The organism is Streptomyces sp. NPDC088766, from assembly GCF_044750845.1.
Classification (GTDB): Bacteria; Actinomycetota; Actinomycetes; order Streptomycetales; family Streptomycetaceae; genus Streptomyces.
Genome location: NZ_JBIVKQ010000007.1, coordinates 64,524 through 88,844, shown reverse-complemented (window position 1 = coordinate 88,844; position 24,321 = coordinate 64,524). Strand labels below are relative to the sequence as shown.

Here is a 24,321-nt window from a genome sequence, read left to right as displayed (position 1 = left end):
CCGCATGGCCACCCACGACACCGCCGCGCCCCCCGCCAAGGAGGGGGGCGCGGCCCCGGGCCGAGCGCCCGCCGGCCCCACCGGGGCCGAGCAGCGGCACCGCGCCCGGCTCTCCCGCCGCTGGCAGCGGGACATGCGCTGGAGCCCGTACGCCTTCGTCTCGCCGTTCTTCCTGCTGTTCCTGGCGTTCGGCCTGTTCCCGCTGATCTACACCGGCTGGGCCTCGCTGCACCAGGTGGAGATGACGGCACCCACCGACATGGAGTGGGTGGGGCTGCGCAACTACACGCGGATCTTCGACGACGACTTCTTCTGGAACGCGGCGAAGAACACGCTCACGATCGGCATCATCTCGACGGTGCCGCAGCTGCTGATGGCGATGGGGCTCGCCCACATCCTCAACTACAAGCTGCGCGGCTCGACGTTCTTCCGGGTCACGATGCTCGCCCCGTACGCGACGTCCATCGCGGCCGCCTCGCTCGTCTTCGTGCTGCTGTTCGGGCGCGACTACGGCATGATCAACTGGGTTCTGAACAACGTCGGGATCGATCCGGTCGACTGGCAGAGCGACAAGTGGCCCTCGCAGTTCGCGGTGTCCACGATCGTCATCTGGCGCTGGACCGGCTACAACGCGCTGATCTACCTGGCGGCGATGCAGGCGATCCCGCAGGACCTGTACGAGTCGGCGGCGCTGGACGGCGCGAGCCGGTGGAAGCAGTTCATCCACGTGACCCTGCCGTCGCTGCGTCCGACCATCCTGTTCACGGTCGTCGTCTCGACGATCGGCGCCACCCAGGTGTTCGGCGAGCCGCTGCTGTTCGACGCCAACAAGGGGGCGTCGGGCGGTTCCGAGCACCAGTTCCAGACCCTGGGCCTGTACCTGTACGAGCAGGGCTGGGTCAACCAGCACCTGGGCCGTGCCTCCGCGATCGCCTGGACCATGTTCCTGATCCTGATCGTGGTCGGCATCGTCAACTACGTCATCTCGCGCCGGCTGCGCGCCAGTAGTTAGGAGTACGGCCGTGACGACGACGACTTCCACGACACCGCCCCCCTCTCCGCCGGACACGGCCGTGAAGAAGCCCGGCCGTGTGCGGCGGCCCAGATCGGCGCGGGCCGGCGGGCAGATGCACGCGGGGCCGATCGCGTACGTGATCCTGGCCCTGTTCACCGTCGGCTCGCTGTTCCCGCTGGTGTGGACGGCGATCGCCGCCTCCCGCGACAACAACCGGCTGGCGCAGACACCGCCGCCGTTCTGGTTCGGGTCGAACCTCTTCCACAACCTGGACATCGCCTGGAACGACGCCAACCTCGGCACCGCGTTCGTCAACACGACGATCGTGGCGGGCACCTCGGCCGTGACGATCGTGTTCCTGTCCACGATCGCCGGATTCGCCTTCGCCAAGCTGAAGTTCAAGGGCCGCGGCGCGATGATGCTGATCGTGATCGGCACGATGATGGTGCCGCCGCAGCTCAGCGTGATCCCGCTGTACATGATGGTCGCCAAGCTGGAGTGGACCGACCAGCTCCAGGCGGTGATCCTGCCGTCGCTGGTCAGCGCGTTCGGTGTGTTCTTCATGCGGCAGTACCTGCTCCAGGCGCTGCCCGACGAGATCATCGAGGCGGCCCGGATGGACGGCGCGAGCAGCTGGCGCGTGGTGTGGCACGTGGTGTTCCCCGCGGCGCGCCCCGCGATGGCGGTGCTCGGCATGCTGATGTTCGTCCAGACCTGGAACGACTTCCTGTGGCCGTTCCTGGTGCTGAGCCAGACCGGCAACCCGACCGTCCAGGTCGCGGTCGCGGGCCTCGGCCGCGGGTACACGCCCGACCAGTCCCTGATCATGGCGGGCGCACTGCTGGGCACGCTGCCGCTGCTGCTGGTCTTCGCGATCTTCGGCAAGCAGATCGTGGGCGGCATCATGCAGGGCGCGGTGAAGGGCTGATGCGGGGGCGCTCCGCGGCGGTGCCGGGGCCGGGACCCTCACCGGTCCGGCGGCCGCGCGGGACCGACAGCGCCGTCGGTCACCGAAACCGCGCAGGGCTGACCGGCGTGTCGGCCCGGCGTCCACGCGGGGCCGGGACCGCCACGGATCCGGCTCGCGCGCGGGTTCGGCACCGCCGCGGGACCGGCGTCCTCACCGACCGGACGCCCGCGCCGGCCCGGCAGCCCGCCGGAGCGGCATCGACGCGGCACCGGCACCCCGCCGGTCCGGCATCCGCACGGGCCTGACACCCTGGCCATCACGATGTCCGCAAGGGCCGGGGCCCCCCGCGGTCCCGCGTCCGTACGGTGCCGGCACCCTCGCGGGTCCCAGGTCCGCGCGGGACGGACACCCCCCGCGGGTCCGGAATCCGCACGGGACCGACACCGCGCCGGACCGGCGTCCGCGCGGGACCGGCACCCCAGCGGTCCGGTGCCGGCGCGGGACGGACACCCCGCCGACCCGGCATCCGCACAGGGCCGGCACCCCGTCGGCAGGCGTCCGCGCAGGGCCGACACCCAGCAGGGCCGTTGTCCGTGCGGGCCGACACCCAGCCGGTCCGACACCAGCCGGTCCGGCGTCCGTGCGGGGCCGACAGCCCCGCCGGTGCCGCGTCCGACGGAGCCGGGTCACCGCCGCCCCGGCCCTCCGTACCTCTTCCCCCCATCCTTCGTCGGTCTCGACGACCTCGACGACCACTCATGGGAGCGCTTCCATGCCTGAGTCCGCACAGTCGGCCAACCCGGTGACCTTTCCCCCGGCCTTCCTCTGGGGCGCGGCGACGTCCGCGTACCAGATCGAGGGGGCGGTGCGGGAGGACGGCCGCACGCCCTCCATCTGGGACACCTTCAGCCATACGCCCGGCAAGACCGCCGGTGGCGACACCGGTGACATCGCTGTCGACCACTACCACCGCTACCGCGACGACGTGGCGCTGATGGCCGAGCTGGGCCTGACCTCGTACCGCTTCTCCATCTCGTGGTCGCGGGTCCAGCCGACCGGCCGCGGCCCGGCGGTCCAGGTGGGCCTGGACTTCTACCGCCGGCTGGTGGACGAGCTGCTGGCGAAGGGCATCAAGCCGGCCGTCACGCTCTACCACTGGGACCTCCCGCAGGAGCTGGAGGACGCGGGCGGCTGGCCGGAGCGGGACACCGCGTACCGGTTCGCCGAGTACGCGCAGATCGTCGGGGAGGCCCTCGGCGACCGGGTGGAGCAGTGGATCACGCTCAACGAGCCGTGGTGCAGCGCCTTCCTCGGGTACGCCGCCGGAGTGCACGCCCCCGGCCGCACCGACCCGGCCGCGTCCCTGAGGGCCGCGCACCACCTCAACCTGGCGCACGGCCTGGGCACCAAGGCCCTGCGGTCGGTGATGCCGACCCGCAACTCGGTGGCGATCAGCCTCAACTCCTCGGTCGTCAGGCCGCTCTCGCAGACCCCCGACGACCTGGCCGCGGTCCGCCGGATCGACGACCTCGCCAACGGCGTCTTCCACGGCCCGATCCTGCGCGGCGCCTACCCCGAGACGCTCCTGGCCGCGACCTCGTCGCTCACCGACTGGTCGTACGTCCTCGACGGCGATCTGCGCACCATCAACCAGCCGCTGGACGCGCTGGGTCTGAACTACTACACGCCCACCCTGGTCTCCGCGGCGGACGCCGACCCGAAGGCACCGCGGGCGGACGGCCACGGCGCCGGCGAGCACTCCCCCTGGCCGGCCGCGGACGACGTCGCCTTCCACCAGACGCCGGGCGAGCGCACCGAGATGGGCTGGACGATCGACCCGACGGGTCTGCACGACCTGATCATGCGGTACACGAAGGAAGCCCCGGGCCTGCCGCTGTACATCACGGAGAACGGCGCGGCCTACGACGACAAGCCCGACTCCGACGGCCGCGTCCACGACCCGGAGCGGATCGCGTACCTGCACGGCCACCTGCGTGCCGTGCGCCGCGCCATCGCCGAGGGCGCGGACGTGCGCGGCTACTACCTGTGGTCGCTGATGGACAACTTCGAGTGGGCGTACGGCTACGAGAAGCGGTTCGGCGCGGTGTACGTGGACTACGCCACCCTTGCCCGCACCCCGAAGTCGAGTGCCCTCTGGTACGGCCAGGCGGCCCGCACGGGAACCCTGCCGGCGCTCGAGACGGCCTGACCGAAGACCCCCGGGACGGGGATCCCGGGAGAACGGGGGAACGGGGAAACAGGGGAAGGGGCGCGGCACGCCGTGGGGGCGTGCCGCGCCCCGCTGTCCTTCCGCGCGGGGTGACCGGCGGTGGCCGTCGCGGTCGGGGGCGCGGTGGGGGCCGGGGAGGCCTTCGGGGTCCCGGTCGGGCGGCCGCTCGGCCCGGGGGTCGCGCCGCCGTCCGCCGAGCAGGTGGCCCCGTCGATGAGACAGCCGGCGGGGTCGGCGGTGCCGTTGACGACGAAGCCGACGGTGACGGACTCGCCGGCGGCCAGGCCGTCCTCGTCCCACGCGGCCGGCTTCACCGTGACGTGCCGTCCGGTCCTGCTCGACCCGGCGTTCCGCAGCGAGCCGGTCCGCGACCCGGCCGGCAGGTCAACTCCGGCGTCCAGTCGGTCTTCGGGCCGCCGCTGTTGTCGGTGACGACGTACTGCCCGGTGTATCCCGTCGACCAGTCACTGGTCCTCGTGCACGCGGCTCCGGTCCCGGCCGCCTGGGCGGTGCCGGTGAGGAACACGGCGCCCCCGCCCACGGCGGCCGCGGCGACCACACCCCCGATCAGCTTGTTCCTGGTTCTGACGGTGCGCCGGTGCGTGCTCATCGCGTGCCCTGCCTTCACTGCTCACGGGGGGGGTGGGGTGCGGCAGCACGCCAGCGTCCCCCGATCGGGCAGAACGCCTGATCGGGGCGGGGTCCGGGGATCTCAGGGCGCGCTCAGGGGAGGGATCGGGAGCGGTTGGAGGTGGCGGTCCGTCCGCCCTGCCGGCGGCGGCGCACCGTGCCCCGGTGCCCCCTGCGCTCCGGCTCCCGCCCGTCGAGCTGGATCCAGATCCGCACCTCGGTGCCGCCCAGCACGGACGAGCCGATGCGCACGTCCCCGCCGGTCGACTCCGCGAGCCGGCGCACGATGTCGAGCCCGAGCCCGGTCGACCCGGCGTTGCCGGACCCCCGGCCGCGGGCCATCGCCGCCTCCGGGTCGGGTATGCCGGGGCCCGCGTCCGAGACGAGGACGATCACCGCGTCCTCGCCGTTGTGCAGGTCGACCGCGAAGGCCGTGCCCTCGGGGGTGTGCCGGAAGACGTTGCCGAGCAGGGCGTCGAGGGCGGCGACGAGGTCGCTGCGGGCCACCGGTGCGCGCACCGGCCGGTCGGCGCCGGCCACCCGCACCTTGCGGCCCTCGTCCTCCGCGAGCGCCGACCAGAACGCCATCCGCTCCCGGACGACCTCGGCGGCGTCGCATCCGGCGCCCGGTCCGGGGGCCGCGGTCTGCGGCTTGGCCTCGCGGGCGGTACGGATGATGGTGTCGACCTCCCGCTCCAGCTGGGCGACCGCGGCGCGGGTCTGCTCGGCGGCCGGGGAGTCGCCGAGGGAGGCCGCGTTGAGCCGCAGCACGGTCAGCGGTGTGCGCAGCCGGTGGGAGAGGTCGGCGGCCAGCTCCCTTTCGTTGGCCAGGAGTTGGACGACCTGGTCGGCCATGGAGTTGAACGCGACCGCCGCGAGCCGCAGTTCGTTCGGCCCCTCCTCCGGCACGCGTGCGCCCAGTCTCCCCTCCCCCAGTTCGCGCGCGCCCTCGACCAGCCGCCGGGCGGGCCGCACCATGCGCACGCCCAGCCGGTCGGCGACGGCCACCGAGCCGACGACCAGTGCGGCGCCGACCGCGGCCAGCACCGCCCAGGCGGTCCCGACCCCGTTGCTGACCTCGGACTCGGGGACGTAGACCTCGACGACGACCGTGCCGAAGCTCAGCGCGACGGGCTGCAGGAGCGCGGAGCCGCCGGGCACTTCGGCGGTGGAGGCACGGCCCAGCTCGCGGACGGCCGCGATGTCGGCGGCGGTGGCGCGCCGCCGGCCGAGGTCGAGGGCCTGCCGGCCGTCACCGGCGGGGATGTGCACGGCCATGCCGTCGTCGGAGCCCGTGGCGGCGACGACCCGCTCCAACTGGTCGCGGTCGGTGGTGATGGACAGCGCGGGGACCACGACGGCGGCCTCCCGCTCGGCGTTGGAGAAGGCGCGGTCGCGGGCCATCTCCTTGACGACCAGCCCGAGCGGCACGGCGAAGGCGACCACGACCATCGTGGTGACCGCCAGGCAGACCTTGACGAGGGCCCATCTCATCGCGGCTCCCCGGTGGGTGGCACGGCGGGCGGCTCCAGCTTCACGCCGACGCCCCGCAGGGTGTGCAGGTAGCGCGGGCGGGCCGCCGTCTCGCCCAGCTTGCGGCGCAGCCAGGACAGATGGACGTCGATGGTCTGGTCGTCACCGTAGGACTGCTGCCAGACCTCGGCGAGCAGTTCGCGGCGCGGGACGACGACGCCGGGACGGCCGGCGAGGAAGGCGAGCAGGTCGAACTCGCGGCGGGTGAGGTCGAGGCGGACGCCGTCCAGTTCGGCCTGGCGGCGCAGCGGGTCGACGGTCAGCCCGCCGACGCGCAGCACGCTGGACGGCGGTGCCTCACCGGCGCCGGAGCGGGAGCGGCGCAGGACGGCCGCCATGCGCGCGGAGAGGTGCTCCACCGAGAACGGCTTCGTCAGATAGTCGTCCGCGCCCGCGTTGAGCAGCCGGACGATCTCCGTCTCGTCGTCGCGGGCGGTGGCGATGATGACGGGTACGTCCGTGATGCCGCGCAGCATCTTCAGGGCCTCGGAGCCGTCCAGGTCCGGCAGTCCGAGGTCCAGCACGACCACGTCGAAGCGGAAATGGGCGACTTCGCGCAGCGCCTCCAGTGCCGTGCCGACACTGCGCACGGTGTGTGCGGCGTCGGTGAGGTGCCGGATGAGCGCCGAGCGGACGAACTGGTCGTCCTCGACCACGAGCACACTTGCCATGCGCCGCAACCTACGCCATGCGGCCGGGACTCCCTTGGGGCCTGTGCACAACTCCGCCCCTGTGGACGACCGGTGGGGAGGCGGGGCCCTGCGGGGCATGCGGAGGGGGCGCGTGGTGGACATCCGTGCGACACGGCTGTGGCGGGTGAGGCAGGATGGCCCGCGATGCGCAGAGGACTCGTACACGTACTGGCCTGGACGCTCGCCACGGGCGCGGCGGTCACGCTGTCGTGGTGGGGTGTCCACACGGTCTTGGCGGGCACGGCCTACGACCCGCCGCGCGCCCTGCCGCTGACGGCCGGCGACGTGCCCACCGGGGCTCCGGAGCCGCCGACGGCCTCGGCCACCGGCCGCCCCGCGCCGACGCCGTCCCCGCCCGCCTCCCGGAGGTCCGCGACGCCGGCGGCCACGCCGTCTCCGTCCCGGACCCCCGGAAGTGCGGCGGCCCCCTCCCGCTCCCGGCCGGCGGCCTCGCCCAGCCCGTCCGGCCAGGTCAAGAGCTACGACACCGACGGCGGGCTGGTCGTCTTCGACCTGGGGAGGACCTCGGCCTCGCTCGTCTCGGCCACGCCGGGCGCGGGCTGGTCGATGCAGGTGTGGAAGACGGAGTCCTGGATCCGGGTGGAGTTCGCCTCGGGCACGGACCGCGTGTCGGTCTTCTGCACCTGGCACGACGGGCCACCGCGCGTGGAGATCGGCACCTACTGAGCGGGCGAGGGGCCTCAGCGGAAGACGGACGGCGGCGGGGCCGGTGAGGCCACCGCCGAGGCGTCGACGACCGGTACGGCCCCGCCGGTGAAGTCGGTGAGGCCCTTGCCGTGCTCGACGCGCCCGGGGTGCGGGTCGGAGGCGGCCCTGCGGGTCAGTTCGGCGGTCGGCAGCGGCAGGTCGGAGGCGACGAGGACGGCGTTGCCGAACCGCTTGCCGCGCAGCACGGTGGGGTCGGCCACCAGGGCGAGTTCCGGGAAGCGGGCGGCGGCGGTGGCGATCTGGGCGCGCAGGTGCGCGAGCGGGGGGCCGTCGGCCAGGTTGGCGGCGTAGACACCACCGGGCTTCAGGGCCCTGCGGACCTCGTCGAGGAACTCGGTCGAGGTCAGGTGCGCGGGGGTGCGGGCGCCGCTGAACACATCGGCGATGACGAGGTCGGCCCATCCGTCCGGCACCTTGCGGAGCCCGTCCCGCGCGTCGGCGGACCGCACCCGGATCCGGGCGCCGGGGTCCAGGGGCAGCTCCCGGCGGACCAGCTGGACGAGGGCCGCGTCCCGTTCGACGACCTGCTGGGTGGAGCGGGGGCGGGTGGCGGCGACGTACCGGGCGAGGGTGAAGGCACCGCCGCCGAGGTGGAGGACGTGCAGCGGTCTGCAGGGCGGGGCGGCGAGGTCGATGACGTGGCCGAGCCGCCGCTGGTACTCGAAGGAGAGGTACCCGGGGTCGTCGAGGTCCACGTGCGACTGGGGTGCCCCGTCGATGAACAGCGTCCAGGCCCGCGCCCGGTCGCGGTCCGGGCGGAGCTGGGCGAGCCCGCCGTCGACGGTCTCGCTGACGGTCGCGTCGCTGTCGCGTTCGCGCCGGGAGTTCCTGGACCTTGCCATGCGGGCATTTTCGCAGGGGCCAAAACGTGCCGTGCTCCCCCGGTCGGTCACCGCCGGGTGGGACGCGCCGCCCGCCGCCGCCCGCCGGCGGCCGCCTCGGGGAGCCGGGCCGGCTACCGGCAGCTGTCCGCCGCCTCGATGAGCCGCGCCGCTTCCCACAACGCCCGCTGGAGCACGGCCGGGTCGGTCGCGAGGTCGGCCTCGCCGGGCGGGAGCAGCCAGTCCGAGCCCTCGACGGGGGGCTCGGGGGCGAGTCTCAGCCCCCGTCCGTCGGTCTCCGTACAGGTGCTGCCCGGGACGTCCCAGGCGGCGGCGGTGCCCGGCGGCACCAGGAAGGCGAGGGTGCCGTGTCCGTCGCAGTGGAGCACGGGCCCCATCGCGTCGCCGGCCCCCCGGCGCAGGATGTCGACCGCCTCCAGCCCCTGCCGGGTCGGCACCGTCACGAGATCGCACGCCCTCCCCGACGACACGAGAGGATCGTTCCTTCGACTGGTCCCCACTCCCGGCCTCCCTCGGCGGTCACTGTGCACGTCCATCGGGTTCAACGCGGCGGACCGTCAACGGCTACGCGGAAATACGCCGCAAAGGATGGCAGTTCATGGCAGATCGCGGATGAGATATCCGGTTTTGTGGCCAAACGCTGTGTGGCGGTCCGATCACAGAAGGTACGTTCATGCCCGCCGGAAACAGGGGGATCACGCCGACGGATCGGTCGACCCGCCCTGGTTCCGGCATGGTTCGACGGTTCGCACGAGAGGACCCGGCCATGGCGTCGTCACCGGTGACCCCACCTCGGCCCGACCGGCCGGCACGGCCCAATCCCACCTTCCGGCGGCTGCGCGGACAGCGCTCGCCGGCCGAGTTCGCCGCGTTGGTGCGGCGGGCCGCGCATGAGATCGGGGAGCGGGTGAGCTGCGACGCGCGCTATGTCGGCCGCGTCGAGGCGGGCGAGATCCGCTGCCCCAACTACGCGTACGAGCGGGTGTTCCTGCACATGTTTCCCGGCCGCACGCTCACCGATCTGGGGTTCGCGCCCCGTTCGTCCGTCCGCGGGCGGGGGGCGCACCCCCTCGAGGACGTGCCGGGCACCGGTGAGACGCGTGGGGCGCACGAGCCGTATGACACGCAGGACCCGTACGACACGCACCGCAACGACGAGGAGAGCGACGTGCTGCGTCGCGCATTCATGACCGGCGGGGGCGCCACGGTGGCCGCCGTCTCGATGGGCCCTCTGGGGCTCGCCCTGGACGCGTCGGCGGCCGAACGCCCCGTGCGGCGCCCCGGGACGGGCGAGGCGACCGCACTGGAGGAAGCGGTCCGCAGGATCCGGCTGCTGGACGACCGGCACGGCGCCGACGGGCTCTACCGGCGCGCGGCGACACCGCTGCGCGCCGCCTACGCGCTGCTGGACGCCGGAGCGGTACGGCAGGCGACCGCCGACCGGCTCCACTCGGGCGCGGGCGAACTGGCCATCTCCGTGGGCTGGCTGGCGCACGACTCGGGCCGGTTCGACGACGCCCGCTCGCACTACGCGGAGGCCCTCGCGACCGCCCGGATGACCGGCGACGAGGCTGTGGAGGCGCACGCCTTCTGCAACACGGCGTTCCTCGCGCGCGACGCGGGACGCCCGCGCGAGGCGGTCCGGGCGGCGCAGGCCGCCCAGCGCGCCGCCCGCCCGCTGGGCTCCGCCCGGCTGATGTCGCTGCTCGCGCTGCGCGAGGCGGGGGGCTGGGCCGGACTCGCCGACCGCACCGGCTGCGAGCAGGCACTCGCACGTGCCCACGCCCTGTACGCGCGCGGTCTCTCGGACGCCGACCCCGAGTGGATGAGCTTCTACGGTGAGGCCGAACTGGAGGGTCTGGAGGCGCAGTGCTGGTCCACGCTCGGGTCGTGGCCGCGGGCGGCCCGGCACGCGCGGCGGGCGGCACAGCTCCAGGACCCCCACTTCACGCGGAACATCGCGCTGTACACCGCCGAGCTGGCGGACGACCTCGCGCGCGGGGGGCGGCCAGACGAGGCGGCCACGGCCGGGATGCACGTGCTGGACCTGCTGGACGAGGTGCAGTCGTCGCGGATCCGGACGATGCTCGCGGGGACGGCGCGGGTGCTGCTGCCCCACCGGCGGGCCCCGGGCGTGTCGGAGTTCCTGGAGCGGCACGCCACGGCCCCGCGCAAGGCGTGACCGCCCCGGACACCCGTGCCACCGCCGTCGCAGCTGGTGCTGTGGCCGGAAAGGTCTGCCGGAAAGGTCTGCCGGAAAGCTCGCGGCGTCCGGTGCGGTGCGTCGCAAGGCGGAGCATCGCCCGCGTACCGGATGTACTCGGCCGATGCGACAACGCGGCGGTGGGGCCCCTCCCGCGCGAGCGGAGCCGAGCGTGGGGGGAGCCGTGCCGGGCGTCGCGAGCCGGTGAACCCTCCCGGTCACGGCACTAGCCCGCCAGGTGCCCCAGGTCGTTCCAGCTCTCGATCGCCGGTTCGCCGTAGGCCCAGCCGAGTATGGACAGCGACGTCGGGTTGAGGCGTATGCGGGCCGCGAAGTCCAGCGGGAGGCCCAGCCACCGGGCGCCGATCGAACGCAGGATGTGCCCGTGGGCGAAGACCAGCACGTCCCGGTCGGCCGACCGCGCCCATGCGACGACCTCGTCCGCGCGCGCGGTGACCTCCGCCAGGGTCTCGCCCTCCGGCACACCGTCGCGCCAGATGAGCCAGCCCGGCCGGGCCGCCTGGATCTCGGCGGGGGTCATGCCCTCGTAGGCGCCGTAGTGGAACTCCATGAGCGTGTCCCACGCCGTGGCACGCTCGCCGAAGCCGGCGAGTTCGCACGTCTCACGCGCGCGCGTCAGCGGGCTGGTGCGGACCTCGACGTCGGCGAGACCGTCGAACGGCGCCCGGTGCAGCCGCTCGCCGAGCAGCTTGGCGCCGCGCCGGCCCTCCTCCAGCAGGGGCACGTCGGTCCTGCCGGTGTGCTTGCCGGACAGCGACCACTCGGTCTGTCCGTGCCGGGCCAGCAGGATGCGCGGTGCCATGGAGAACCCTTCCGGGGAAATCAGGGGCGGAACCCTTCCATCATCGCGCACCCCGAACAGGGGCAACCCGGTGGGCGATCTCAGCGTCTTCGAGGGCCGGGGGCGTCCTGTGGGGGGCGCCTTCCCAGGCCGTAAAGTGGCACCTCCGTGCCACGGGCACCGCAGCTACACGAAGGGGGAGGCGATCGGATGCCGCAGACCGAGACACCAGGCACCGAGGCGGCCTCGCCGACCAGGCTGCGGTGGTGGACGGAACTGCCCCTGATCGTGCTGGTGTACGCCTGCTACTCCGCGGGCCGGCTGCTCGCGCGGGGCGACGTCAACAGTGCCGTCGACCACGGCCTGGCGATCCTGCGGATCGAGAAGGTCCTGCACATCAACGCCGAGCACCCGCTGAACCGGCTGTTCCGGACCGAGGCGTGGATCGGGGTGCCGGCCGACTTCTGGTACGCGTCGCTGCACTACCTGGTCACCCCGGCGGTCCTGATATGGCTGTTCCGCTCCCGCACGGTGCACTACCGGGCGGCCCGCACCTGGCTGATGACGTCGACCTTCATAGGTCTGATCGGTTTCACCCTGCTGCCCACCTGCCCGCCGCGCCTGCTCTCCGCGGACCACGGCTTCGTGGACACGATGGCCCAGTACAGCTCGTACGGCTGGTGGGGCGGCGAGGCGAGCGCCCCGCGCGGCCTGGGCGGCATGACCAACCAGTACGCGGCGATGCCGAGCCTGCACGTCGGCTGGGCGCTGTGGTGCGGGGTGATGCTGTGGCGGCACGGCGGCACCCGCGCGGCGAAGATCGCGGGCGTGGTCTATCCGCTGGTGACGACGATCGTGGTCATGGGCACCGCGAACCACTACTTCCTCGACGCGGCCGCGGGCGCGGCCGTGATGGGCGCGGGCCTGCTGCTGGCGCCGCTGGTGACACGCCGGGCGGACCGGGTCGCGGGCTGGGCGGCGGGACGGTTCCCGTTCGTCCCGGTGGCAACTCGGAGCACCGAGGCCCCGATTGTCAGTGGCGGATGCCAGACTTCCCCGGGTGAGCGAATTCCACGGCAGCGCGAGTCACGGTTCGGGCCCGGAGCCGAGCCGGGTGCCACCTCCTCGGACGCGGGGGACGGCGCTCCGGCAGCGGCTCGCTGACCTGCGCGGACCCGACGTACCCGCCAAGGCGCTGGACGCCCGCGCCCTGGCGGCGCTCGCCGCCAACCCGGGATGCAGCCGGCGCGCGATCCTCGACGGCGCCGGGGTGGACAAGGCGGCGCTGGCCGACGCGCTCGGCTCGCCCTCGGCGTTCGGCCAGTCCCAGTTCGCCCTCACGCGCGGCAACGCCTTCGAGGCGAAGGTGAAGGCCGACGGCGGCGCCGCCCTGCTGCGCCTGGTGCACGAGAAGCTGGACCCGCGCGCGGAGCCGCCCACCGGGGCGAGCGTCCCCGACCTGTCGGCGATCGGCCCCGAGGGCCGTACGGCGCGGACGGCGCTGGCGCTGCGCGAGGCCGGCCCGGCGTCCGGCACCTGGACCCTGCTCGACCACCCGATGCTCGCGCTCGACGTCGCGGGCTCCCCGGCGTTCCTGGAGCCGGACGCCGTCGTGGTGCACCCCGACGGCAGCTGGACGGTCGTGGAGATCAAGTCGTTCCCCCTGCTGGACGGCTCCGCGGACCCCGCGAAGGTCGGCGCGGCCGCCCGGCAGGCCGCGGTGTACGTGCTGGCGCTGGAGGCGGTCGCCGCCCGCCTCGACCCCGCGCCGCGGGTGCGCCACCGCGTCCTGCTGGTCTGCCCCAAGGACTTCTCCAACCTGCCCACCGCGTCCGCCGTGGACATCCGCAAGCAGCGCGCGGTCACCCACCGCCAGCTGGCGCGGCTGACCCGTATCGAGGAGATCGCCGACGCGCTCCCCGAGGGCACGTGCTTCTCGCCGGAGCTGCCGCCCGACCGGCTCACGGCGGCCGTCGAGTCCGTCCCGGCGGCGTACGCGCCCGAGTGCCTGGCCGCCTGCGAGCTGGCGTTCCACTGCCGGGGCCGCTCCCGCGCGGCCGGCGCGGTCACCACCCTCGGCCGCCCCGTCCGCGCCGAACTGGGCGGCCTGACGACGGTCGAGGACGTGCTCGCCGCCGCGCGCGGGGAGGCCGGCGATCCGGACGACCCGGCCGTGGCGGCCCTGCGCCGGGCCGCCCTGCTGCGCGACGAGGCCCTGGGGGCGATGTGTCGCTGATCGCCACCCTGGCCCGCCTGGAGGCCGTCGCCACCGGCCGTGCCAGGCCCGCCGCCACCGTCCGCCACCGGCACCTGTCCGAGCGGCCGCTGGTGTTCGTGCCGCTGACCACCGCCGGTGAGGCGGGCGCCCCGCTCGGCGCCCTCGTCGGCGCCGACCGCGACGCGCCCCGGCTGCTGGTCGTACCGCAGCCCCGCGACCGCGACCTGCGGTTCGCGTTCCTCGCCGAGCTGGCCGACATCGTCCTGCCGTACATCGACTCCCACGCCGACGCCGTCGAGGCCGCCGAGCGCAGCGAGACCGACCCCGAGACCGGGAAACGCGTCAAGGTCGAGGTCGAGCTCTGCTCCGACGCGCCCCAGCTGATCGTCCCGAGCCGCGCGGGCGTCGAGTACGTCCGCCTCCTGGGCCGCTCCACGCGCTTCAGGCGTACGGCGGAGCAGGACCCGGAGACGCCGTATCCCGCGCCGCCGCGCGTGCCGCTGCTCGGGCGGTGGCTGACGCACTTCGGGGAGCGGTCCCGGGTGCCCGGCTCCTCGCTGCTGCTGGCGCTCACGGAGGTGCTGGGGCGGCACTGGGCGACCGGGCAGTCCAGCCTGGAGGACCAGCATCTGGGGGCGTTGCTCGCCTGGATCGCCCCTCCCGAGGGGGAGAGCGGCGCCGAGGCCGCGCTGCGGGCCGAGCTGGCCCGCGACGACGGGGGCCAGCTGCTGTGTCCGCCGGCCGGTCCGGCGACCGACCCGGCGTTCGACAACAAGCTGCTCGCCCCCGCCATCGAGCGCTACGACCGCGCGCGGACCGCCCTGGCCGCCGCCGAGGACGGTCTCCAGGCCGACGACCGGCTGGGCGAGCTGACCGCCGCCGAGCGGGCGGTCCGGGACCTCGTGCTGAGCCGGACCCTGCCCACCTGGGAGAAGGTGTGGCAGGGCATCGACCTGCTGCGGGAGCTGCCCGAGGGGGCGCACGTCGAGGAGCGGTGGACCCGCGACCGCTGGTCGTTCACCGGCCACCGCGACCGGGTCGTGGCGGGCGAGCCGCCGCAGCCGCGCCGCGACGACGCGGTCACCGCCGCCAACAAGCTGGCCACGCGCGAGCGGGAACAGGCCAGGCTGGAAGCGCAGGAGGCCCTCGACGACCCGCTGGTGATGGCGGGACGGCGGCTGGCCGGGGAGGCGTTCGCGGGCGAGGTCGTCGACGTGGTGATGGCGTACGGCGAGGGCAGGCGGCCCAGTCCGCGCCCGCTGGTCACCGTCCGCACGGACGACCGGCCGCATCTCGGGGAGCGGGTCAAGGTGTACCGGTCGCTGGGCGGGAAGCCGCAGGCGGCGGAGTTCGTGCGGCGGGCCGGCCCGGACGGTGCGAATGGTGCGGACGACCCGGACGGCCCGGAGGACGAGGGTCTGCTGGTGCTGCGGATCGTCGACAAGATGGGCCGCGGCAAGGAGCCGGAGGAAGGGTCCGTGCCCGAGAAGGGCGACCGGGTGTGCTTCACCCTGTTCGAGCACGAGCAGCGCGGCGGCGCCAGGCTGCCCGACCCGGAGGACACCCCGTGGACGCACGGCGGCCCGCCCGGGGAGCCGGTGCCCGAAGCCGCCGATTCCGTCACCGAGGAGGACGTCCTGTGACCACCGAGGCCGTCCAGGACCCCGGTACCGCCGCCACCCGCGCCACCGACGCGATCCTGCGCGACACGCTGCACGGCACCGCGCGCGGGGTCGTCGTGGACTCCCCGCCCGGTGCCGGCAAGTCGACGCTCGTCGTCCGCGCGGCGCTGGAACTGGCGGACGCGGGGCGGCCGCTGATGGTCGTCGCGCAGACCAACGCGCAGGTCGACGACCTGGTGCTGCGGCTCGCCGAGAAGAACTCCGGGCTGCCGGTGGGCCGGCTACACAGCAGCGACACCGACGCCTACGACAAGGCGCTGGACGACCTGCCGAACGTACGGAAGTCGGCGAAGGCCGGTGACCTGGCCGGACTGCCGGTCGTCATCTCCACGGCCGCCAAGTGGGCGCACGTGAAGGCCGACGAGCCGTGGCCGCACGCGATCGTGGACGAGGCCTACCAGATGCGCTCGGACGGGCTGCTGGCCGTGGCCGGGCTGTTCGAGCGGGCGCTGTTCGTGGGCGACCCGGGTCAGCTGGACCCGTTCGCGATCGTGGGCAGCGAACAGTGGGCCGGCCTGTCGTACGACCCGTCGGCCTCGGCGGTGTCGACGCTGCTGGCGCACAATCCCGGCCTGCCGCAGCACCGGCTGCCGGTGTCCTGGCGGCTGCCGGCGTCGGCGGCGCCGCTGGTCTCGGACGCCTTCTACCCGTTCACGCCGTTCCGCAGCGGCACCGGCCACGGCGACCGGAAGCTGTCCTTCGGCGTCCGGTCCGACGGCTCGGGTCCCGACCGGGTGATCGACGAGGCGGCGGAGTCCGGCTGGGGCCTGCTGGAGCTGCCCGCCCGGCACACGCCCCGCACCGACCCGGAGGCGGTACGGGCGGTCGCCGCGGTCGTCCGGCGCCTCCTGGACCGGGGCGGCGCGGCCGTCTCCGAGCGCTCCCCCGCCCCCACCCCCCTCACCGCCGACCGGATCGCCGTCGGCACCGCCCACCGCGACCAGGCGGCGGCGGTCCGCGCGGCGCTGGCCGAGCTGGGCGTCACGGACGTCACCGTCGACACGGCGAACCGGCTCCAGGGCCGCGAGTACGACGTCACGGTCGTCCTGCATCCCCTGTCCGGCCGCCCCGACGCCACCGCCTTCCACCTGGAGACGGGCCGCCTGTGCGTCCTGGCCTCCCGCCACCGCCACGCCTGCGTCGTCGTCTGCCGAGCGGGGGTCACCGACCTCCTGGACGCCTACCCGTCGACGGAACCGGTCCAGCTGGGAACCACCGTGAAGTTCCCGGACGGCTGGGAGGCGAACCACGCGGTACTGGCGCACCTCGCCGAACACCGGATCCCCTGGACACCGTGACCACCCCACCCCCGGACGCAGCCCGGCACCCCGCCCCCGGACGCGGTCCGGTACGCCGCCGGAGGCGGCCGACGAACACAGCCCGGACGGCTGGGAGGCGAACCACGCGGTACTGGCGCACCTCGCCGAACACCGGATCCCCTGGACACCGTGATCACCCCACCCCCGGACGCAGCCCGGCACCCCGCCCCCGGACGCAGTCCGGCACACCGCCGGAGGCAGCCGACGAACACAGCCCGGACGGCTGGGAGGCGAACCACGCGGTACTGGCACACCTCGCCGAACACCGGATCCCCTGGACACCGTGACCACCCCACCCCCGGACGCAGTCCGGCACACCGCCCCCGGACGCGGTCCGGTACGCCGCCGGAGGCGGCCGGGGAAGACGGCCAGGCGCCAGGTGGCGTGGAAGTGCCGGTGGCTGGGGAACATCGCCGGGGGCGGATGGCTTGAGAAGGCCGGGGCCCCGGCCCCCTTGCGTCGCCGGGGGACAATGGAGGGTGGTCCGCTCACCGGTGGTGCCATCCCGACCGTACGAGGAGGAGAAGACATGGCGGAGCCCACGCCGGGTCGGAACGAACCGCGGCTACGCCCCGCGCCCCTGCTCTTCGAGCCTGCCGAGGCGGCGGGTGATCCGGAGCACTTCTTCGATCTGGAGTCGATAGACGATCCCGGCGCGCTGCTGACACGGGCCACGGAGCTGACGCAGGCCTTCCGCGCGGCGGCCGACCGGGCGATGGAGTTCCAGGCCGTGGCCGCGGCCCAGCTCGCCGATCCGCGCCGCTTCGACCGGCTGACGGCGGCGGACATCGCCGACCGGGCCGAGTGGACCGAGGACTACGCGAAGAAGATGGTCGAGTTCGGACGGGACCTGCTGAGCGGGGACGTCGAGGGACGCGGGCACGCCGACCCCGTGTGACGGCTGGACGGCCGCGGAACCCGCGCCGGTCGCCCCGCGTCGGACCCAGGCATATGCCAGGCGGGCAAGATACCCCCTCCCCGCTCCTCTCGTCCCGGTTTCCCGGAACCCTGCGAGATCGCCCGCTCACGCCGGGTAGACCTTGTCGGCATGAGCAGCACATGGAACGTCCCGGACACCGGCCGCCGCGACGGCTGCGGGGTCACCGCGGACGGCGTCGCCTGGCTGGCGTCCGCGGCACCGTTCCCCCGCAGCACCCTGGCCCTGTGGGAGGAGCGCCCGCACGCCCCGGTCGTGCTGCCCTGCGGTTCCGTCTTCGACGTCGTCAGCGCCCCCGCGATGTTCGGGCGGCTGATGCTGGACCGGCTGTGGGACGAGGGGCCGGGTTCCGGGCCGGTGGCGGCGTTCCGCGGGCGGGTGCTGCTGTTCGCCGCACCCGGCACCGCCCGGCGGCTTCCCTCGCTCCTGGAGTGGGAGGAGTGGAGCGCCGAAGGCCGCCGGGACGGACGTGCGGGGGCGGTGCCGCCGCTGCTGTGCCACGGCAACGGGGACGCGGTGACCGTGCCGGCCCCGCTCGCCCCGGAGGCGAGCGGCACCACCACCCGCTGGGTCACCGCCCCTGACGCCCGCCACCCCTGGCTGCCGGGCCCGGAGATCCTGCTCTGGGCGGCCGTCCGGGCCGCCCGTGCCGCCGTGCGGATATCGATTTCTCACGCCTCGGATCCGGATGCTAAGGTCTACGACGTCAGCAGGCGCCGCTAGCTCAGTTGGTTAGAGCAGCTGACTCTTAATCAGCGGGTCCGGGGTTCGAGTCCCTGGCGGCGCACAGACAGCAAGGCCCCTCGCGCAAGCGGGGGGCCTTTCGCGTGCCCGTACCCGGGCCTCCGTCCCTGGGGCCTGTCCGGCGGATCGTGCTCGTGCCGGACAGGCCCTATGCCGTGATCCGGACCGTCCACGTTCCCGCCGCGGTGCGCCCCTCCACCTCCACCCGTACGCCCTCCCCCGGCACGGTGAAGCTCTCGCCGGCGCCGACCGGGGCGTCGGCGAGGGGCGGGTAGACCGAGTCGCCCCAGCAGGCGTCGGTGGCGGGGTGGGCGTCGACCACCTCGACCGGGCCGCGGCCGGATGCCGCGCCGCTTCGGACGCGGTAGACGAGCACGCCCGAGCGGCAGGACGCGCGGTCGTTGCCGATGCGGCCGCGGGCCTCGAAGGCGAGCACGCTGTCGGCGCCGGTGCGGACGACCGCGAGCTTGGTGCCGTTGCCGAGTCCGAAGGCCGGCGAGCCGGAGGCCCGGCTCACCGGCACGTCCGGCCCGGCGCCCAGCGGCTCCAGGGTCAGGCGGGTCGGCGTCCCGCGGGGCACGCACACGACCTGGCGCGGCTCCAGCCAGCCCAGCTTCCACTTGTGCCAGGCGAACAGGTCGGGAGCCAGGCCGAACTGGCTGCCCATCAGGTCCCAGTCGCCGACGTGCGTGTCCCAGTCGCCCTTGCCGTCCGTGGGACGGTGATACAGGTCGGGCAGGTCGAACACGTGTCCGGTCTCGTGGGCGAGGACGAGCCGGTCCGGCGGATGCTGCTCGAAGACGGTGACGATCCGCCGGATGTCGGTGCCGTCGGCGCGCAGCGGGTGGTCCATGTTGACGACCTTGGTGGCGTCGGAGTCCACGCCGGGGGCGTCCGGGTCGGCGACGAGGTAGACGACGTCGTAGCGGGAGAAGTCGACCTGCCCGTCGGCCGCGGCGAGGGCGTCGCGCAGGTAGGCGCCGCGGTGCGCGGCGTTCCAGTCCCGCTGTATGGCGTACGCGGTGGACGGCTTCGGCATCCGGATCCAGCGCTTCAGGGGGTGCGCGCGCAGGGTGAACCTGCCGTAGGAGGCCTGCCGGAAGTAGCGGCTGGTGGCCGGGAAGTGGTCGGCGGCGAGTTCGGCCGGAGGGACCGTCGGCGCCCAGTCCGGGAACGACAGGAAGATCATGACCGCGTCGAGGGCGCGAGCGGGCCGTGGATAGGCGGCGTTCCAGGTGTCCAGGCCCTCGGAGTGGTGGGCGACCGTGCGTTTCAGCGCACAGGGGGTGGCCGAGAAGGGTTCCGCCGCGGGGGCACTGATGAGGCAGATCGCGGCGAGTGCCGAGAGGGTGGTGAACATGGCCGCGATGCTGCGCAGTCGGGGGCGCGGGAGCTGTCGCGGCACAGGGACCTCCGGGAGCGGTTCACGGGACACCGCCCCCCAGCCTGGGGTAATTCACCGCATTACGCCCTGTTTGTCTACACCGGACGAGTGAGGACGCGGAAACGGGGCATCATGCCGACACCCCCGGAACACTCACGGAACGTCACAAGCGGTCGCCCGCCCGCAGAACCGGTCCACCCGGGGGCAGAAACGATCTGTCAGAAACGTCGGTTGTTCCGGGACACTGGGCAGTGGCTGCGGACGTCCGGGGGCAGCCTCTATGATCGGCAGACTTTCCTGCGCGGACAGAGATCGAGTGCACTGCGGGAGCGAGCGGTGAGCGGAACGTCCGAAGGGCCGACGCCCGCGGCAGACCTCGACCGGTCGGCCGTCACAGTGAGTGACATCAAGGCATCTACTCGTAGGGGTGCCGCCGAGGACACCGACGGCGGGCCACCGGCCTACCGTTCCGTCTTCGCGGCCGCGCCCCTCGCCATGGCGGTCGTGGACCGCGACGGCCTGGTCACCGACGCCAACGAAGCGCTCGGCACGCTGCTGGGCGGCGGGCCCGCAGGGCTGGTCGGGCGGTCCGCCGCCGACCTGCTGGACCTGGCCTCCGACGCGCGCGCCCGGCACGCCTACCGGGAGGTGCTCCGCGGCCGCCAGGCGAAACTGTGCTGCACACGGCGGCTGAAACGGTCCGACGGGCGTTCGCTGTGGGCCCAGGTCACGGTGGCGCCGCTGGACGGCGGTCCGGGCAGCGTCCTGCTGTCGGTCACCGACGTCAGCGGTCACCGGGAGTTGCAGGCCCGGCTGCGCCACCTCCAGATGCACGATCCGGTGACCCGGCTGCCCAACCGCACCCTGTTCTTCGAGCGGGTGACGGGAGCGCTGGAGGCGGAGTCGTTCGAGCAGGGCGGAACCGGCCGGATCGGGCTGTGCTACCTCGATCTGGACGGGTTCAAAGCGGTCAACGACACGCTCGGCCACCGGGTCGGCGACCAACTGCTGGCCGCCGTCGCGGAGCGGCTGACCGCGTGCGCGCAGGAGGCCGGCCGGACCCGGCCGGGCGTGCCGCTGGTGGCACGGCTCGGCGGGGACGAGTTCGCCCTGCTGGTGGAGGACTCCACGGGCACCGAACAGCTCGCGGATCTCGCCGAGTCCGTACTGAAGGCGCTCCAGGCGCCGTTCGACCTCTCGGGGCAGCGGCTGAACGTCTCCGCGTCGATCGGGGTCGTCGAGCGGCACGCGGCGGGCACCACGGCCACCGGGCTGATGCAGGCCGCCGACACGACCCTGTACTGGGCGAAGGTGGACGGCAAGGACCGCTGGACGCTGTTCGACCCGGAGCGCAACGCGCATCTGATGACCCGCCAGGCACTGGCCTCCACCCTGCGGCCGGCCATCGAGCGGGGCGAGTTCCGGCTCGACTACCAGCCGCTGGTGGGGATGTCGGACGGACGGCTGCGGGGGGTGGAGGCGCTGGTGCGCTGGGACCACCCCCGGTTCGGCCTGCTGCCGCCGAACCGGTTCGTCGCGCTCGCCGAGGAGGACGGCTCCATCGTGCCGCTGGGGCGCTGGGTGCTGGCCACCGCCTGCCGGCAGGCGCGGGCCTGGCAGCTGGCCCGTCCGGACGATCCGCCGCTGTTCGTGAGCGTCAATGTGGCGGTCCGTCAGGTGTGGGACTCCGACCTGGTGGCGGACGTGGCGGAGATCCTCGCCGAGACCCGGCTGGACCCGTCGCTGCTTCAGCTGGAGCTGACGGAGTCCGCGGTGATGGGCTCGGCCGGGCGCCCGCTGCAGGCCCTCCAGGCGCTCAGCGACATGGGCGTGAACATCGCCATCGACGACTTCGGCACCGGCTACTCCAACCTGGCGTACCTGAGCCGGCTCCCGGTGTCGGTGCTCAAGCTGGACGGGTCGTTCGTGCGCGGCTTCCAGTACGAGGGCACGGGCGCGCCGCCCAATCCGGCGGACGAGGTCGTCGTCGAGGCGATGATCGCCCTCGCGCACCGGCTCGGGCTGACCGTGACCGCGGAGTGCGTGGAGACGCCCGCGCAGGCCGGCCGGCTGCGCCGGATCGGCTGCGACACCGGACAGGGGTGGCTCTACTCCCGCCCGGTGCCGCCGGACCGCATCTCCGAGCTGATGGCCGGCGCGTCCTACGCCGTCGGCAACCCGTAGGCGTCCGCGACGAGTTCGTAGGAGCGCAGGCGCAGGTCGCCGCGGTGGGCGTGGCTGGTGAGCATCAACTCGTCGGCACCGGTGCGCTTGTGCAGGCCGTCGAGGCCGGAGCGGACCTCGTCGGCCGTGCCGTGGATGATGTTCGCCGTCCAGGATTCGACGAACTCCCGCTCCATCGGGGTGAATTCGTGGGCCTCCGCCTCCTGCGGGGAGGGGAACAGGCCGGGCCGGCCGCCGCGCAGCCGGACCATGTTCAGGCCGGTGGCCAGGACCTGGCGGCGCGCCTCGCGCTCGTCGTCGGCGGCGAGCACCGAGACGCCGATGAGGGCGTACGGCTCGTCGAGGACCGCGGACGGCCGGAAGGACTCCCGGTAGAGGTCGAGGGCCGGGACGGTGTTCTGCGCGGAGAAGTGGTGCGCGAAGGCGAACGGCAGGCCCAGCAGGCCGGCCAGCCGGGCACTGAACCCGGAGGAGCCGAGCAGCCACACCGGCGGGCGGTGCCGGGACTGGACGCCGCCGGGGGAGGTGGCCTGGACGGGGCCGGGGACGGCGTGGATACGGCGGTAGGGGTGCCCGTCGGGGAAGTCGTCGTCGAGGAACCGGGTCAGCTCGGCGAGCTGCTCGGGGAAGTCGTCGGCGCCCTCGTGCAGCCTGTCGGTGCGGCGCAGGGCGGCGGCGGTGGCCCCGTCGGTGCCGGGGGCGCGGCCGAGACCGAGGTCGACGCGTCCAGGGGCGAGGGCCTCCAGGGTGCCGAACTGCTCGGCGATGACCAGCGGGGCGTGGTTGGGCAGCATGACGCCGCCCGAGCCGAGCCGGATGCGGCCGGTGTGGGCGGCGAGGTGGGCCAGGATCACCGCGGGCGAGGAGGAGGCGACGCCCGGCATCGAGTGGTGCTCGGCGACCCAGTACCGGTGGAAGCCGCGGGCCTCGGCGAGCCGGGCGAGGTCGACGCCGGTGCGCAGGGCGTCGGTGGCGGTGTGCCCGGAACCTACGATGACCAGGTCCAGCACGGAGAGGGGGGCGGGGGCGCTGCCGTGCACCGCGCCGCGGATCCCGTCGGCCGGCACGCCACCGGCCGCCGCCTCGCCGGCCGCCGCTCCACGGGCCGTGTTCCCGGCTGCCGCCGTCTCGTCTGCCGCCACGGGTTCCTCCTGCATCTCGGCGTGCACTGTCCGTCGGACGCTAACAGGAGGCTGTCCCCGCTTATTCCCGGCTGGTGGCGAGGGGGGGGTGGGCGAGGACCGCCGGCCCCCCGGCAGACACCGTGCGGGGCAGGAGCACCGAGCCCGGCACGCGGTCGGCGGGGCGCGGGTGTCGGTGCTCCGCCGCTCACGCCTGCACGATCGGCTCCCGGGTGAACAGTGCTCCCAGGCCGGGTGCGTTGACCCGGCGGCCGGTCAGGCGGAGGGCCTCCCAGACGGTCACCTGGTTGGCGGTGAGGACCGGCTTGCCGAGCTCCTTCTCCAGGGCGGGGAGGTGGGCGGCCGTGTGCAGGGCGGTGTCGGGGAGGAGGACCGCGTCCGCGTCGGGGGTGTCGGCCTCGCGGGCCAGGGCCAGCACCTCCGCCTCCCCCCAGGCTCCGACCTCGGCGGCGGTGCCGGGTCCGGAGCCGTGCAGTGCCGTCACCTCGACGCCGCCCGCCCGCAGGAATCCGGCGAAGAGCCCGGCGACGTCGTCGGGGTAGGTCGCCCCGATCGCGACCCGCGTGGCGCCGATCTCCTTGACCGCGTGGACGAAGCCGAAAGACGTGGAGGAGGCGGGCATCCCGGCGGCGCGGGCCAGTGCGCGCACCTGCTCGTGGGCGCCCTCCCAGCCGTGCACGAAGCCGCCGCTGGTGCAGGCCCACACGACCGCCTCGGCGCCGGACAGCCGCAGCTGCTCGACGCCGGCCGCCAGGCGTTCGGGCGCGCCCAGCTGCCGCAGGGCGTCGACGCGGTGGGCGTCCTCACCGGTGTCCGTGTGGGCCAGGTCCAGCCGGATGTCACTGCCCAGGAGCTGCTCGATGCGCGGGTAGTCGTCCTCGGCGGAGTGGCCCGGGTAGAGGAATCCGAGTGCGGTCATGTCCAGCCTTCCTGCTGTTCTTCCGGCAGTGCGGGGGCCGGTTCCGCGCCCCCTCGTCCAGCAGAGCCTGGTACGGCCCCACGGCTCGGGTACCCAATCGGCGCAGCGCCGCCCACTTCGTCACCTGGTTGGCCGAGACGACGCGGGGGCACCGCCCCCGCCGGAGGCAGGACGGTGCAACGGGCCGTGCCGAAGGACGTGTTGAC

The 24,321-nt window shown here is 74.1% G+C and carries 20 protein-coding genes, 1 tRNA gene and 2 pseudogenes; 13 read left to right on the top strand and 10 right to left on the bottom strand.

From position 1 onward, the window contains the following. Positions 1-4 precede the first annotated feature (4 nt). From ACIP5W_RS12210 to ACIP5W_RS12200, 3 genes are all read left to right on the top strand, one after another. Positions 5-1,012, top strand: coding sequence for a carbohydrate ABC transporter permease (locus ACIP5W_RS12210; RefSeq protein WP_401471194.1), 1,008 nt, complete (start codon positions 5-7; stop codon positions 1,010-1,012). A gap of 10 nt (positions 1,013-1,022) precedes the next feature. Then, a complete protein-coding gene (locus ACIP5W_RS12205) occupies positions 1,023-1,943 on the top strand; it encodes a carbohydrate ABC transporter permease (protein ID WP_401470673.1) in 921 nt (306 codons plus the stop codon). Between the two features lie 754 nt (positions 1,944-2,697). Continuing rightward, a complete protein-coding gene (locus ACIP5W_RS12200; protein WP_401470671.1) occupies positions 2,698-4,134 on the top strand; it encodes a GH1 family beta-glucosidase in 1,437 nt (478 codons plus the stop codon). Between the two features lie 71 nt (positions 4,135-4,205). On the opposite strand, the pseudogene ACIP5W_RS12195 reads toward ACIP5W_RS12200, so the two are convergent. The 3 genes and pseudogenes from ACIP5W_RS12195 to ACIP5W_RS12185 form a co-directional block, all read right to left on the bottom strand. Continuing rightward, a pseudogene (locus tag ACIP5W_RS12195) lies at positions 4,206-4,765 on the bottom strand (cellulose binding domain-containing protein); the annotation flags it as partial. Between the two features lie 113 nt (positions 4,766-4,878). Then, positions 4,879-6,279, bottom strand: coding sequence for an ATP-binding protein (locus ACIP5W_RS12190; protein ID WP_401470668.1), 1,401 nt, complete (start codon positions 6,277-6,279; stop codon positions 4,879-4,881). Beyond that, positions 6,276-6,989, bottom strand: a complete 714-nt coding sequence (locus ACIP5W_RS12185) for a response regulator transcription factor (RefSeq protein WP_401470665.1) — start codon at positions 6,987-6,989, stop codon at positions 6,276-6,278. The genes ACIP5W_RS12190 and ACIP5W_RS12185 overlap by 4 nt, the downstream gene beginning before the upstream one ends. A 165-nt stretch (positions 6,990-7,154) precedes the next feature. Here ACIP5W_RS12185 and ACIP5W_RS12180 point away from each other — a divergent pair, with 165 nt between their 5' ends. Next, entirely contained in the window at positions 7,155-7,697 is a 543-nt protein-coding gene (locus ACIP5W_RS12180) for a hypothetical protein (RefSeq protein WP_401470662.1), read from the top strand. 14 nt (positions 7,698-7,711) lie between these two features. Here ACIP5W_RS12180 and ACIP5W_RS12175 read toward each other — a convergent pair whose 3' ends face one another. Beyond that, positions 7,712-8,581 (bottom strand): spermidine synthase, encoded by an 870-nt coding sequence (locus tag ACIP5W_RS12175; RefSeq protein ID WP_401470659.1) that lies wholly within the window; start codon positions 8,579-8,581, stop codon positions 7,712-7,714. A gap of 113 nt (positions 8,582-8,694) precedes the next feature. Next, positions 8,695-9,117, bottom strand: a complete 423-nt coding sequence (locus ACIP5W_RS12170; protein ID WP_401470656.1) for a hypothetical protein — start codon at positions 9,115-9,117, stop codon at positions 8,695-8,697. Between the two features lie 230 nt (positions 9,118-9,347). Between ACIP5W_RS12170 and ACIP5W_RS12165 the strand changes: the two genes are divergently transcribed. Continuing rightward, complete coding sequence (locus tag ACIP5W_RS12165) at positions 9,348-10,763, top strand: hypothetical protein (RefSeq protein WP_401470653.1); 1,416 nt, start codon at positions 9,348-9,350, stop codon at positions 10,761-10,763. A gap of 247 nt (positions 10,764-11,010) precedes the next feature. Here the strand turns inward: ACIP5W_RS12165 and ACIP5W_RS12160 are convergent, their stop codons facing one another. Continuing rightward, positions 11,011-11,607, bottom strand: coding sequence for a histidine phosphatase family protein (locus ACIP5W_RS12160; protein ID WP_401470650.1), 597 nt, complete (start codon positions 11,605-11,607; stop codon positions 11,011-11,013). A gap of 189 nt (positions 11,608-11,796) precedes the next feature. Here ACIP5W_RS12160 and ACIP5W_RS12155 point away from each other — a divergent pair, with 189 nt between their 5' ends. The 7 genes from ACIP5W_RS12155 to ACIP5W_RS12125 all read left to right on the top strand — a co-directional run bounded on the left by ACIP5W_RS12155 (position 11,797) and on the right by ACIP5W_RS12125 (position 18,529). Continuing rightward, positions 11,797-12,750 (top strand): phosphatase PAP2 family protein, encoded by a 954-nt coding sequence (locus ACIP5W_RS12155; RefSeq protein ID WP_401470647.1) that lies wholly within the window; start codon positions 11,797-11,799, stop codon positions 12,748-12,750. After that, complete coding sequence (locus ACIP5W_RS12150; protein WP_401470644.1) at positions 12,701-13,822, top strand: hypothetical protein; 1,122 nt, start codon at positions 12,701-12,703, stop codon at positions 13,820-13,822. Before ACIP5W_RS12155 ends, ACIP5W_RS12150 begins: the two co-directional genes overlap by 50 nt. After that, positions 13,813-15,447, top strand: a complete 1,635-nt coding sequence (locus ACIP5W_RS12145; protein WP_401470641.1) for a hypothetical protein — start codon at positions 13,813-13,815, stop codon at positions 15,445-15,447. Before ACIP5W_RS12150 ends, ACIP5W_RS12145 begins: the two co-directional genes overlap by 10 nt. Then, on the top strand, positions 15,444-16,784 hold the full coding sequence (locus tag ACIP5W_RS12140; protein ID WP_401470638.1) for an AAA domain-containing protein: 1,341 nt from the start codon (positions 15,444-15,446) through the stop codon (positions 16,782-16,784). Before ACIP5W_RS12145 ends, ACIP5W_RS12140 begins: the two co-directional genes overlap by 4 nt. Positions 16,785-17,334: 550 nt before the next feature. Then, positions 17,335-17,703: a hypothetical protein gene (locus ACIP5W_RS12135; RefSeq protein WP_366059358.1), complete on the top strand. Its 369-nt coding sequence runs from the start codon at positions 17,335-17,337 to the stop codon at positions 17,701-17,703. 150 nt (positions 17,704-17,853) lie between these two features. Then, positions 17,854-18,465 carry a bifunctional DNA primase/polymerase gene (locus tag ACIP5W_RS12130; protein WP_401470635.1) on the top strand — a complete coding sequence of 204 codons (612 nt, stop codon included), beginning with the start codon at positions 17,854-17,856 and terminating at the stop codon, positions 18,463-18,465. After that, positions 18,456-18,529, top strand: a tRNA-Lys gene (locus ACIP5W_RS12125). Before ACIP5W_RS12130 ends, ACIP5W_RS12125 begins: the two co-directional genes overlap by 10 nt. A 105-nt stretch (positions 18,530-18,634) precedes the next feature. Here the strand turns inward: ACIP5W_RS12125 and ACIP5W_RS12120 are convergent. Then, on the bottom strand, positions 18,635-19,891 hold the full coding sequence (locus ACIP5W_RS12120; RefSeq protein WP_401470632.1) for a M6 family metalloprotease domain-containing protein: 1,257 nt from the start codon (positions 19,889-19,891) through the stop codon (positions 18,635-18,637). 315 nt (positions 19,892-20,206) lie between these two features. Between ACIP5W_RS12120 and ACIP5W_RS12115 the strand changes: the two genes are divergently transcribed. After that, positions 20,207-22,054, top strand: a complete 1,848-nt coding sequence (locus ACIP5W_RS12115; protein WP_401470629.1) for a putative bifunctional diguanylate cyclase/phosphodiesterase — start codon at positions 20,207-20,209, stop codon at positions 22,052-22,054. Here the strand turns inward: ACIP5W_RS12115 and ACIP5W_RS12110 are convergent. The 3 genes and pseudogenes from ACIP5W_RS12110 to ACIP5W_RS12100 all read right to left on the bottom strand — a co-directional run. After that, on the bottom strand, positions 22,033-23,211 hold the full coding sequence (locus ACIP5W_RS12110; RefSeq protein ID WP_401470626.1) for an LLM class flavin-dependent oxidoreductase: 1,179 nt from the start codon (positions 23,209-23,211) through the stop codon (positions 22,033-22,035). The genes ACIP5W_RS12115 and ACIP5W_RS12110 overlap by 22 nt on opposite strands. Positions 23,212-23,383: 172 nt before the next feature. After that, entirely contained in the window at positions 23,384-24,115 is a 732-nt protein-coding gene (locus tag ACIP5W_RS12105) for a decarboxylase (protein WP_401470623.1), read from the bottom strand. Next, positions 24,112-24,269: pseudogene (locus tag ACIP5W_RS12100) on the bottom strand (decarboxylase); the annotation flags it as partial. The gene ACIP5W_RS12105 and the pseudogene ACIP5W_RS12100, both read right to left, overlap by 4 nt. Between the last annotated feature and the right edge of the window lie 52 nt (positions 24,270-24,321).